The sequence below is a fragment of the Clostridium tetani genome, from assembly GCF_900167265.1.
GTDB lineage: Bacteria > Bacillota > Clostridia > Clostridiales > Clostridiaceae > Clostridium_G > Clostridium_G tetani.
The window spans coordinates 75,090-88,163 of record NZ_FUWT01000009.1 but is presented as its reverse complement, the minus strand read 5'-3'; the positions used below and the strand labels follow the sequence as shown (position 1 = coordinate 88,163).

Sequence of the window (13,074 nt, the reverse complement as noted above, 5' to 3'; positions counted from 1 at the left end):
TTATGTTTTAATTATGATAAAATAACCATGAATTAGGGGGGATAATTTTGGAAGTCCTTAGTAATATTACACATGAAATTACTAAAATTATAACGTGGATTGTCTTTGTTATATCTATGTATTATTTAATTATATCTTTCTTTGGAATATGGATTAAAAAAGATGAAGAAAAGTGTAAACCTAAAAATAAATTTGCCTTAGTAGTTGCTGCTCACAATGAGGAAATTGTTATTGAAAATATAGTTCATAGCTTAAAAAAACTAGATTATCCAGAAGAGCTTTATGATATATTTGTTATTGCAGATAATTGCACAGATAGAACAGCAGAAAGAGCTAGAAAAGAAGGTGCGATTGTGTATGAAAGATTTAATAAAGAAAAAAGAGGTAAAGGTTACGCCTTAGAATGGATGTTTAGTAAAATATTTAAAATGACAAAAGGGCATAATGCTGTAGTTGTATTTGATGCTGATAATTTAGTTCACAAGAACTTTCTTAATGAAATGAATAAGAAAATGCTTAGAGGAGATAAAGTGATTCAAGGCTATTTAGACAGTAAAAATCCTGAGGATACTTGGATTACAGGAAGCTATTCTATATCCTTTTGGACTTCAAACAGGATGTTTCAATTATCTAGAAGTAATTTAGGATTATCCAATCAATTAGGTGGTACTGGGTTTTGTATAGACATAGATGTATTGAAAGAAATTGGATGGGGAGCTACTTGTCTTACTGAAGACTTAGAATTTTCTTGTAAACTAGTTTTAAATGGTTATAAAGTATCTTGGGCACATAAGGCTATAATATATGATGAGAAACCTTTAACACTTAAACAGTCTTGGTCGCAGAGAAGAAGATGGATGCAGGGGTTTGCTGATGTTTCTCATAGATATTTTTTTAAGTTGATAAAAAAATCTGTAAAGGATTTAGACTTTAAAGCCTTAGATTGTGCTCTTTATAGTATTCAACCTATAATAATATTATTATTTGGTTTTTCTATGGCTATGGGTACAATAAATTATATAAATAAAGCATTAAATATGATTTTAAATATAGATGAAGTATTATCAATGTATGTTATGAATTTTAATATGATAACTTTTTCAGCAATAATGATTTCTATATTTCAGTTTATCTATACTCCATTTATATTGATATTAGAAAGTAAATTAGATTTAAAGATATTTTTTTACTACATAATATATCCCATATATGCTATAACCTGGATACCTATATCTATTCAAGGAATATTAAGAAAAGATGATAAAGAATGGAGTCATACAACTCATACAAGAAATGTTAAAATAAATGATTTAAAAAAAGTTAACTAAAAAGAAAGATATTTATCTTTCTTTTTTTATAGAGTTTAAAAATATTATGTAACATAGAGGAAAAAAAACATTTATGTTGAATATATAAATTAGTGATTCCTTTATAGGAGGGGAAATTTATGGATGAATACATAGTAGGATTGAATATAGGTTCGTCATCTGTTTGTACTGCCGCAGGAAAACTTGATAAGTATGGAAAAATTCAAATAGTAGGAATCAATTATGTTCCCTGTACTGGTATAAAAAAGGGAGTTGTAATAGATATAGATGAGACTTCTGAGGGTATAAAAACCTCAATCTATCAGCTACAGACAATGATTGATGCAAAAGTAACAGAAGTTTACTTATCAATTCCAGCAGAAATATGTGAAATAATCCTAAATAAAGGAGTGGTGGCAGTATCATCTGACGATAGAGAAATAAAGAAAAATGATGTTAGTAGAGCGTTAAATGCATCAAGAATTATAACAATACCATCAAATAAAGAAATTATAGGAGTAATTCCAGAAGAATATATAGTAGATGGATACAACAATATAAAGGATCCTATAGGTATGAGTGGTGTAAGATTAGAAGTAGATGCTCAAATAATATTAAGTGAATCCACAATAATAAGCAATTTATTAAAATGCATAAAAAAATCAGGATTAATTGTTAAAGGTATGGTTTTCCAACCTATGGCAAATGCTGTATCTGTTCTAAAGGAAGAGGAAACAGAAACAGGAGTTCTCTTGCTAGATGTAGGTGCAGAAACAACAAATATGACAGTTTTTAAAGAGGGAAAAGTAATTTATCAAGATAAGATATCAATAGGTGGGAATATGATAACCAACGATATTTCACTATGTTTAAACATACCTATGTCTGAGGCTGAAAAAGTTAAATTAAAGTATGGAAAAATCAATCTTCAAAAAGAAGAGGATTTTAAAATAAAAGTTAATGCAAGCTATGACAACACAGTTGAAATTAGTTATAATATACTAAATGAAATAATAAGTTTCAGGGTAGAAGAATTACTTTCTTTAGTAAAAAAGAAGCTAGTAAAAAATGAACAAATGACAAATATATCAAGTATAGTTATTGTAGGAGGAGGTATAGCATTACTAAAAGGAGTTAATGAGATTGGAAAAGACATAATGGATAAATCCACCAGAATAGGAATGCCAGAATATATAGGTACAGCTAGTCCATTATATTCTTCAGCTGTTGGAGTAGTAGAAGATGTCCTAAACACTTTAAAAGCTAATCCAATAGATGAGGATAATAAGGAATTTAACAAAAAAAGAGAGAAATATAACAGAAATGAAGAAGAAATTTTTTATGAAGAAGAAAAAGAGGGAATCATATCAAAGATAAAAGAGTTTTTTTTAGACTTTTTCTAATAAGGAGGTATTATAGTGCTAGATTTTGATGTAGATGAAAAACAATTTGCTCAGATAAAAGTTATTGGTTGTGGCGGCGGTGGAAATAACGCTGTAAACAGAATGATCGAAGAAGGATTAAAAAATGTTGAATTTATTGCAGTAAATACAGATAAACAAGCATTGATGCTTTCAAAAGCATCTCAAAAAATACAGATAGGAGATAAACTAACTAAAGGATTAGGGGCTGGTGCAAATCCTGAAATTGGACAAAAAGCTGCTGAAGAAAGTGGCGAGGAAATATCTCAAGCTATAAAAGGTGCAGATATGGTATTTATAACTGCTGGTATGGGAGGCGGAACCGGTACAGGAGCTGCTCCAGTTATTGCAGAAATAGCTAAGTCTATGGATATATTAACTGTAGGCGTAGTAACTAAACCTTTCCCTTTTGAAGGAAGAAAGAGAATGCTTCATGCTGAAATGGGAGTACAAAATTTAAAAGATAGTGTGGACACACTTGTTACAATACCAAATGAAAGATTACTTAATATAGTAGATAAAAAAACTACTCTAATGGATTCTTTTAAATTAGCAGATGATGTTTTAAGACAAGGTGTACAAGGTATATCAGACTTAATAACCATCCCTGGTCTTGTAAACTTAGATTTTGCAGACGTAAAAACTATTATGACAGATAGAGGTCTAGCCCACATGGGTGTAGGAAGAGGTAGTGGCGATAATAGGGCACAGGAAGCTGCTAAACAGGCTATATCCAGTCCCCTTTTAGAAACATCTATTGTAGGAGCAACTGGAGTATTACTTAACATAACAGGTGGAGCAGATCTTGGTTTGCTTGAAATAAATGAAGCTGCAGAAGTAGTTCAACAAGCTGCAGATCCAGATGCAAATATTATATTTGGAGCCGTTATAGATGAAAATTTAAAAGATGAGATAAGAATAACAGTAATAGCTACAGGTTTTGAAAAGGAATATGAAAAAGAACCAAGAGAAAAATTTTCAGAAAGTGAAATTGTAAAAAATAAAGACAAAGAAGGAATGTCTTCAGAAGTAGCTGCATCTAAAGAAGAATATGACAATTATACCGAAAATGACTTAGAAATACCTACTTTTTTAAGAAGACAAAGAAAATAATAGTTTATATAAAAAAATCTGACCCAATTATAAAAAGGGCAGATTTTTTTATGTTTATTATCAAAATAAGGGGAATAAAAAGAAGGAATACATACCAAAAAATAACAAAATTTTAAAATATTAAGATATATAATAATAAACAGGAGGGATTTTAATGCATATATACCTTGATATTTTATTTCTTGAAAACTTTATAATAAATAGGTTTCTTCTTTCTTTAACAGCAAAGACTGTTAAGGAAAAGGTAAATTCTATTTTTTTAAGTTTAGCTTCAATAATAGGTAGTTCATATCTTTTATTTATATTAATAGGGAAAAAAACTTATGCAAATAATATTTTTTTCAAACTTTTAGTTGCTTTTTGCATGGTATTTACAATTTTTAGAAAGAAGAATATAATTTTTAAATTAAAAACTACTTTTATATTCATCTTATATTCAATATTATTGGCAGGAATATGTATTTTTATGCAAATCGCTAATGGCAATGGACTTAAAAGCAATGTAGCAATTGTAAATTTTCCATATAAAAAACTTTTAATGGCGATAATACTACTGTATTTACTATTAGAGAGAATAGTTAGCTTTATAAGGGATAGAATTGTTTTAGACAAGCTTATATATAAAATAGATATAGATCTAAAGAACTCCAAAAAAAGTATAAATGCATTTTTGGATACAGGAAACGAATTAGTTGAGCCAGTGACTAATTTGCCAGTTATCGTTGTAGAAAAAGACATATTTCAAAAAAATGAAATAGAAGATTATGATACTGTATACATTCCTTTTTCAGTAGTTAATGGAGATAGAGGAATGCTTAAGGCAATAAAGCCTGAGATGGTATCAATATATAAAAAAAGAGAAATAGAAAAAAAAGAAGTGTTAATAGCTTTTTCAGATAAGAAATTAAGTTCTTCTGGAGACTATAGAGCATTATTATCAAGGGGCATTATTTTCTAGTGAGCAACTAACAATGAACAATGGTGAATATCTAGGTTTTATATAATTAAAAACTTTTCGTAATATCAATGGAAAAAACTATTAATAATTGTTCATTATTCATTATTAGTGATAAATGGTTGTTAACTATATATTGGAGGGATATTATGTTTAAATTAAAAGTATTTCTAAACAAAATATTATCTAAGTTAAAAATATTTGCAAGAAATATATATTATATAGGTGGTAGCGATGTTTTACCTCCACCTTTAACAAGAGAAGAAGAGGAAAACTTAGTAGAAAAACTTAACTATGGTGATGAGAGTATAAGATCTATCTTAATAGAAAGAAATTTAAGACTTGTAGTTTATATTGCAAGGAAATTTGAAAATACCGGTATAGGAATCGAAGATTTAGTATCTGTAGGAACTATAGGTTTAATTAAAGCTGTAAATACCTTTGATCCAAGCAAAAAAATAAAATTGGCAACCTATGCTTCAAGATGTATTGAAAATGAAATACTTATGTATCTGAGAAGAAATAATAAGATAAAATCTGAAATATCCTTTTATGAACCATTAAATGTAGATTGGGATGGCAATGAGTTATTGCTTTCGGATATACTAGGAACTGATACTGATATTGTTTATGATTATATAGAAGAAGAAGTAGATAAAGAATTACTTTTAATAGCTATGGATAAATTAAATAATAGGGAAAAACAAATAGTTAATTTAAGGTTTGGACTAGGAGGGAAAACTGAAAAAACTCAAAAGGAAGTAGCAGATATGTTGGGCATATCTCAATCCTATATATCTAGATTAGAAAAGCGAATAATTAAAAGATTAAAAAAGGAAATAAATAAAATGATATGATTTTATTATGTATAAAAGTCGGCTTCTAAGGAAATAATTATAATGCAATTATACTAAAGGGGCTGATTTACTTATGATAATAAATAAAGTAGAAATATGCGGAGTAAACACATCAAAATTGCCAGTATTAAAAGGAAAAGAAATGAGAGAATTATTAATAAAAACCCAAGAGGGAGATTTAGAGGCAAGAGAAAGATTTATAAAATGCAATTTAAGACTTGTTTTAAGTGTTATACAAAGATTTAATAATAGAGGAGAAAATCCAGATGATCTTTTCCAAGTAGGATGTATAGGGCTTATTAAAGCTATAGATAACTTTGATTTAAGCCACAATGTTAGATTCTCAACATATGCAGTACCTATGATAATAGGAGAAATAAGAAGATATTTAAGGGACAATAATTCCATAAGGGTTAGTAGGTCTTTAAGGGATATAGCTTATAAAGCTTTACAAGTTAGAGATAAATTAATAGCTAAAAATGATAAAGAGCCTACTGTAAGTGAAATAGCAAAGGAATTAGATATACCTAGGGAAGATGTAGTTTTTGCTTTGGATGCTATACAAGATCCTCTATCATTATTTGAACCAATATATCAAGATGGAGGAGATTCTATATATGTTATGGATCAAATAAGCGATACTAAAAATTTAGATGATAGTTGGATAGAGAATATAGCCATAAAAGAAGCTATGAGAAATCTAAATAAGAGAGAGAAGCTGATATTGAGTCTAAGATTTTTTGATGGAAGAACTCAGATGGAAGTAGCGGATGAAATAGGTATATCCCAAGCACAGGTATCAAGATTAGAGAAAACCGCACTCAAACATATGAGAAAATTTGTTTAATATTTATAGTAAAGAAAGATTGAGAAACAAAATTTAAATTAATGTTTTTCAATCTTTTACTGGTTTTAAGTATAAATCTTTATAAAATTTATATAAATATATTAATGAATTTAAAATAGTAGGGGGAATGGATGTGGAATATACTTTTTACTCTTTAAATAGTATGAAAACCATGGAAGTTGTAGAAGTAAATTCAGGAACTAGACTTGGATTTATAAAGGATTTTAAAGTTGATACAGAAAACTATAAAATAACATCAATACTGATGCCAAACGAAAAGATATCCATTTTTGGAAAGACAAATGATATAGAAATACCCTGGCATAGAATAAAAAAAATAGGGGTAGATGTAATATTAGTGGATGCAGAAGATATATTTGAAAGTCAAATTCAGTAGAATTAAGGGGAAAAATGTGTATAATATAAGTAGAGAAATACACATGTAAAAGGTGGGGAAGCATAGTATGAAATGTCCGTATTGTTCATATAATGAAAGTAAGGTAGTAGATTCTAGATCCACAGAAGATAGCATATCTATAAGGAGAAGAAGAGAATGTTTAGAATGTGGTAAAAGGTATACCACCTATGAAAAGATAGAAAGTGTGCCCATACTGGTTATTAAGAAAAATTTAAATAGAGAATATTTCGATAGAGATAAAATAGTTAATGGAATGATAAAAGCTTGCCAAAAAAGACCAGTATCAAGACAGCAAATTGAAGAAATAGTGGATGAAATAGAAAAAAAGATTAATAATTCTATGATAACTGAAGTAAAGTCAGAATATATAGGAGAACTTATTATGGAAAAACTAAAGGACATAGATGAAGTATCCTATGTAAGATTTGCTTCTGTATATAGGCAGTTTAAAGATATAAATACCTTCATGGAAGAAATAAAAAAACTTAAAGATAGGGAACTTTAATTCATAAAATAAAAAAGTGTTACACACTTTTTTATTTTATGAATAATGAACAACTAACAATGAATAATTTAAGTGGATTTTCTTCCGCTTACTACAGAAAATCTTAAATCTTATTAGATAACGCATATAGTTAGTCTATGAATTAATTCGTTTAGCAAAGCTAAACATCAAGTCTTTATATAATTAAAATTTTTTCGTAATGTCAATGAAGAAAAGGTATCCATAATTGTTCATTATTAATTATTCATTAAAAAAACTGTGTCGTATTTTTTTATGTTAAGAATATGTTAGATATGTTAAATGTATTTTGAATATGTAAATTAATATATTTAAATATGTTAGAATTAAATTAGACAAAATAAATAGCCATGGAGGGTATAGTATGTCACAAGATAAGATTTTAATAGTGGATGATGAAGAGCATATTAGAGAACTTCTTAGATATAATTTAGAAAAAGAAGGCTATAAAATTTTTTGTGCTGAAAATGGAAAAGAAGCTTTAGAAATAGCTAAAGAAAAAAAACCTACACTAATTTTACTGGATGTCATGTTACCACAAATGGATGGGTATGACGTATGCAAAGAAATAAGAAAAGATAATTCTATATCCACTACACCCATTATAATGATAACTGCTAAAGGTGAAGAATTAGATAAGGTGTTAGGATTAGAACTTGGTGCAGATGATTATATAACAAAACCCTTTTCCATTAGGGAATTGATTGCCAGAATAAAAGCTGTACTGAGAAGAACTTTATTAAAGAGTACAGAGGAACCTTTTAAATTTGAAGGTTTAAAAATGGATTTTGAAAAACATGAAGTAATGAAAGACGGGGAAAAAGTTGATTTAACCCTTAAAGAATTTCAATTGTTAGAAATACTTATTAAAAATAAAGGAAGAGTATTAACTAGAGAATATTTATTAGATAAAATATGGGGATATGAATATATAGGAGAAACTAGGACAGTAGACGTACATATAAGACATTTAAGACAGAAGGTAGAGGATGATGATAAAAACCCTAAGTATATAGAAACTATTAGAGGAGTGGGATATAGGTTCAATCTAAATATAAATTAAGGGTGGTAAAATGAAAAAAAGATTAATGAGGCATATGTTAGCTACATTAACTTTTAGCATGATTTTTGTTATTACTTTTTTTGCAGTTATAACAAATTATAAATACATGGAAAATAGTAAAGCTATGTTAAAAGTCAATAACGAAATTGTAGTGAAAATGTTGAAGTCCAATGATGTAAAAGATAAAAAGACTATTGTACCCTATATATTTAATGATAGTGATATAAGGATAAGTTGTGTAGATCAAAATGATAAATTAATATTTGATTCACATTTGAAAAATCATGATGGAGAGTTCTATGGTAAAAGAGAGGAGATAATAGAGGCTAGGGAAAAGGGAGAAGGATTTAAAATTAGATACAGTCAAAGTGAAAATATGAATACTATGTATTTTGCCAAGCTATTAGAAAATGGATTCATAATTAGAACTTCCACAAGTCTTGGTGATGTTAGTATTTTACGAGGAAAATACTTTATATATTATTTAATTATAATCATACTTTCTACTCTAGGAGCTTTCATTTTTGCATCAAAATTATCTTCAAGCATTGTTAATCCTATAAAAAAATTAGAATTTATAACTTCTAGAATAGCAGCAGGAGAATTAGATAGAAGAGTAAATATAAATTCTAAGGATGAAATAGGTCAGTTAAGTAATACTTTTAACAATATGGCAGATAAACTTCAATACACAATAAATGATAGTATAGAAAAACAAAATAAACTAGAAGCTATTTTAAAAAGTATGGATAATGGAGTAATTGCTGTAGATAAAGATTTTAAAATTATAATGATAAATCCCTATGCTAAAGAAATCTTTAGCATAGAACAAGATATTATAGGAGAAAATCTACTAGATAAAATAAAAAGTTATGAATTAAAAGAGATATTTAAAGAAGATAATATAGAGGACTATAGAGAAGTAAAAATCCTTTCGCCAAAAGAAAAGAATTTGAGAGTAAAAACTACAGACATAAAAATAGGAAAACAGTTAATAGGTACAGTAGCAGTAGTACAAGATGTTACAGAAATAAAAAAGCTAGAGAATATAAGATCTCAGTTTGTGGCAAATGTTACTCATGAATTAAAAACACCTCTAACATCTATAAGGGGTTTTGCTGAAACCTTAAAATATGTAGAAGATAGGGAAACTAAGGATAAGTTTTTAAATATAATAAATGATGAATCAGATAGGCTTACAAGACTTATAAATGATATACTAGCCCTTTCCCATATAGAAAATAGTAATAGTATGAAGCTAGAAAATATATCTATAAATGAAATGCTAGAGGATATAGTATATTTAATGGAGAATTCAGCAAAGGACAAAAATATAGAACTATTTATTGTAGGAGACAAGATGCAGCCTATAAAAGGAGATAGAGATAGATTTAAACAAATGATGATAAACCTAGTGGATAATGGTATTAAATATACTGAAGAAGGCGGTAAGGTTTATATAGGAGCCAAAAAAGAAGATAATAATTGTATTGTATGGGTAGAAGACACAGGAGTAGGAATTTCTAAAGAACATGTAGAAAGACTATTCGAAAGATTCTATAGGGTAGATAAAGCCAGAAGTAGAAGTCAAGGAGGTACGGGTTTAGGCTTAGCCATAGTTAAACACATAGTTTTAGGCTTTGGCGGAACTATTAATATAGAAAGTGAAGAGGGAAAAGGAAGTAAATTTATTATAAGAATACCTATAAAATCAAATTTAGTTTAGAGGTTGCAAAAAGCAGCCTCTTTTTAATTTGTAAAAATGGAGTTAATTTATTTTAACAGAGGAGTAATATGTATTTAACTTAAGTTTATTATAATTTACGTAGAAAGAAAAAAATTAGTAAATGGAGGGTTTTCATATGAAAAAAAACAACCTAAAATTTTTGATTGTAACTCTATTAATTATAACAACATCAATAGTATTTGCAGCCTGTAGTGGAAAAAATAATTCTTCTAAAGGAGAAAAAATAGGAACTATTACTTCTTTAGGTTCCACAGCATTAAAACCGTTAGTAGAAGAATCAGCTAAAAAATTCAAAGAAAAAAATCCAAAGGTTAATATAAATGTTCAAGGAGGAGGAAGTGGTGCTGGAATTAGCCAAGTATCTGAAGGAACGGTAGAAATAGGAAATTCTGATGTTCCAGCAGAAACAAAGTTAAAAGATAAGGAGAAATTAAAGCAATTAGTAGACCATAAAGTATGTGCTATAGGCTTTTCTGTTGTGACTCATAAAGATGTAAAAGTGGACAACTTAACAAAGGAGCAAATACAGGGTATATTTACAGGAAAATATACTAACTGGAAAGAAGTAGGGGGAGAAGACTTACAAATAAATGTAGTGAATAGACCAAAATCTTCAGGAACAAGAGCTACTTTTAAAGATACAATAATGGGAGATGAGAATGAAAAGGAAGGGCTTGGAATAGTTCAGGACTCAAGTGATGCAGTTTCTAAATCAATACAAAGCACTAAAGGCTCAATAAGTTATCTTGCTTTATCCTATTTAACAGAAGAAAAATCACAAGAATTAAAATTATTAAAAATTGATAATATGGAAGCTTCAAAGGAAAATATAATAAATAAAAAATATCCTTTTTGGTCCTATGAACACATGTACACAAAAGGGGAAGCACAAGGTTTAGTAAAAGAATTTCTTGATTATATGACAAGTGATGACAATAAAGCAGTAGTTGAAAAATTAGGCTATATTCCTATGGGAAATTTAAAATAAAGGGAAGTAGGTAATTATATGGAGGAGAGCTTAACAAAGAAGAAACTAAACATAAATAAAAGAAATATATTGAAAAAATTTATAAATGAATATATAGGAAGAACATTTTCTACATTATGTGGGATTTTTATAGTAATATTAACTTTTTTAATCATATGCTTTATATTTTTAAAGGGCATAAATATATTCCTAAAAGATGGATATTCCTTAAAAGAGTTTATATTTTCTTCTAGTTGGAATCCTGATGGGGAAAATCCAACATTTGGATCTAAAATATTTATATTAGGATCAATTTTAGTATCTCTAGGTGCGCTTTTAATATCTACCCCAATTAGTATAGCGTTAGCTGTTTTTATGAATCATATATCTCCTAAATTAGGTCAGAAATTTCTTCAACCAGCATTAGAATTATTTGTAGGAATACCCTCAGTAGTATATGGATGGATAGGGATAGTTCTATTCATCCCCATTATTAAAAGAAGCTTTGGAGGACTAGGATTTAGTTTACTTGCAGGAATGATTGTTTTATCAATAATGATACTTCCGACTATAGTTAATATATCCTCTGATGCTATAAAATCCATACCTAAAGATTATGTAGAGGCATCCTTAGCGTTGGGAGCAACTAGATGGCAAACTATTATAAAGGTTGTATTACCTTCTGCTAAAAGTGGAATACTTACATCCATAGTTTTAGGATTAGCAAGAGCTTTTGGAGAAGCTCTTGCAGTACAAATGGTTATAGGTAATACCATTAAGCTACCAAGAGGAGTATTAGATCCTACTGCTACCTTAACATCTATACTAACTATGGATATGGCAAATACAGTATCAGGAACTCCTTGGAACGATGCACTATGGGCATTAGCATCTATATTATTATTTATTTCTTTTATGTTTATTATAACTATAAGATTTATAGCTGGAAGGGGGAGATAAAATAATGAATGTTAAAATACAGGATAAAATTTGGACTACAATATTGTATTTTATATCGGCCTTTATGATGTTTTTATTAATTTATTTAATAGGATATATACTGATAGAAGGTATAGGACATATAAGCCTCTCTTTTCTCACCACAGATCCTTTAATAGGGGAAGTTGGTGGAGGAATTGCACCTCAGTTATTTAATTCTTTTTACATGCTTATAATTTCATTATTAATGACAATACCTATAAGTATTGGAGCAGGTATTTATTTAGCAGAATATGCGCAGGAAGGACCTATATTAAACATAATAAGGCTTAGTATAGAAACCATGGCATCCCTTCCATCCATTGTAGTAGGTCTTTTTGGATTACTTATATTTGTAAAAGCTACAGGTTGGGGATTTACCTTATTATCTGGTGCATTAGCTATAAGCATATTAAATCTTCCATCTATGACTAGAATTTCTGAAAATGCCATAAGAATTTCTTCAAAGGGACTAAAAGAGGGTAGTATTGCCTTAGGAGCAACTAGGTGGCAAACTATGAAGAATGTTATACTTCCTGTAGCTACCCCTCAAATACTTACAGGAATAATACTTGCAGGGGGAAGAATATTTGGAGAAGCAGCAGCATTATTATATACATCTGGAATGAGTGCACCACCATTATCATTCTCTTTGGAAAATATTTTTTCTGTTAATTCTCCCTTCAATCCTATGAGACCAGCAGAAACATTAGCAGTGTATATTTGGCAGGTGAATTCGGAGGGAATGATACCAGATGCTACAAAGGTTGGAAGTGCATCTTCAGCAATACTTATAATAATGGTTCTAATATTTAATATAATGGCAAGAATTATAGGAAATTTAATACACAGAAAGTATGTAGGGGAAAAGTAAGGGG

The 13,074-nt window shown here is 28.7% G+C and carries 13 protein-coding genes; all 13 read left to right on the top strand.

Annotated features, from left to right (window positions below):
- The first annotated feature begins 47 nt into the window (after positions 1–47).
- The 13 genes from B5D21_RS08220 (at position 48) to pstA (ending at position 13,070) form a co-directional block, all read left to right on the top strand.
- A complete protein-coding gene (locus tag B5D21_RS08220; protein ID WP_011099360.1) occupies positions 48–1,328 on the top strand; it encodes a glycosyltransferase family 2 protein in 1,281 nt (426 codons plus the stop codon).
- A 119-nt stretch (positions 1,329–1,447) separates the two neighbouring features.
- On the top strand, positions 1,448–2,710 hold the full coding sequence (ftsA, locus tag B5D21_RS08215; RefSeq protein WP_011099361.1) for a cell division protein FtsA: 1,263 nt from the start codon (positions 1,448–1,450) through the stop codon (positions 2,708–2,710).
- Positions 2,711–2,725: 15 nt separating this feature from the next.
- Positions 2,726–3,841, top strand: coding sequence for a cell division protein FtsZ (gene ftsZ / locus B5D21_RS08210; RefSeq protein ID WP_011099362.1), 1,116 nt, complete (start codon positions 2,726–2,728; stop codon positions 3,839–3,841).
- 154 nt (positions 3,842–3,995) lie between these two features.
- A complete protein-coding gene (spoIIGA, locus tag B5D21_RS08205) occupies positions 3,996–4,799 on the top strand; it encodes a sigma-E processing peptidase SpoIIGA (RefSeq protein ID WP_011099363.1) in 804 nt (267 codons plus the stop codon).
- Between the two features lie 146 nt (positions 4,800–4,945).
- Positions 4,946–5,653, top strand: a complete 708-nt coding sequence (gene sigE, locus B5D21_RS08200) for an RNA polymerase sporulation sigma factor SigE (RefSeq protein ID WP_011099364.1) — start codon at positions 4,946–4,948, stop codon at positions 5,651–5,653.
- A 73-nt stretch (positions 5,654–5,726) separates the two neighbouring features.
- Complete coding sequence (gene sigG / locus B5D21_RS08195; protein WP_023438007.1) at positions 5,727–6,500, top strand: RNA polymerase sporulation sigma factor SigG; 774 nt, start codon at positions 5,727–5,729, stop codon at positions 6,498–6,500.
- Positions 6,501–6,627: 127 nt separating this feature from the next.
- Positions 6,628–6,897 (top strand): YlmC/YmxH family sporulation protein, encoded by a 270-nt coding sequence (locus B5D21_RS08190; protein WP_035109984.1) that lies wholly within the window; start codon positions 6,628–6,630, stop codon positions 6,895–6,897.
- A 67-nt stretch (positions 6,898–6,964) separates the two neighbouring features.
- Complete coding sequence (gene nrdR / locus B5D21_RS08185) at positions 6,965–7,423, top strand: transcriptional regulator NrdR (protein WP_011099366.1); 459 nt, start codon at positions 6,965–6,967, stop codon at positions 7,421–7,423.
- 382 nt (positions 7,424–7,805) lie between these two features.
- Positions 7,806–8,504, top strand: a complete 699-nt coding sequence (locus B5D21_RS08180; protein ID WP_011099367.1) for a response regulator — start codon at positions 7,806–7,808, stop codon at positions 8,502–8,504.
- A 10-nt stretch (positions 8,505–8,514) separates the two neighbouring features.
- Complete coding sequence (gene pnpS / locus B5D21_RS08175; RefSeq protein WP_011099368.1) at positions 8,515–10,230, top strand: two-component system histidine kinase PnpS; 1,716 nt, start codon at positions 8,515–8,517, stop codon at positions 10,228–10,230.
- A gap of 136 nt (positions 10,231–10,366) precedes the next feature.
- Entirely contained in the window at positions 10,367–11,239 is an 873-nt protein-coding gene (locus B5D21_RS08170) for a phosphate ABC transporter substrate-binding protein (RefSeq protein ID WP_035109983.1), read from the top strand.
- A gap of 18 nt (positions 11,240–11,257) precedes the next feature.
- The gene (pstC, locus tag B5D21_RS08165) at positions 11,258–12,178 is read left to right on the top strand and encodes a phosphate ABC transporter permease subunit PstC (RefSeq protein WP_011099370.1); all 921 of its coding nucleotides are present in this window, start codon (positions 11,258–11,260) and stop codon (positions 12,176–12,178) included.
- A gap of 4 nt (positions 12,179–12,182) precedes the next feature.
- Positions 12,183–13,070, top strand: a complete 888-nt coding sequence (pstA, locus tag B5D21_RS08160) for a phosphate ABC transporter permease PstA (RefSeq protein ID WP_011099371.1) — start codon at positions 12,183–12,185, stop codon at positions 13,068–13,070.
- Positions 13,071–13,074 lie beyond the last annotated feature (4 nt).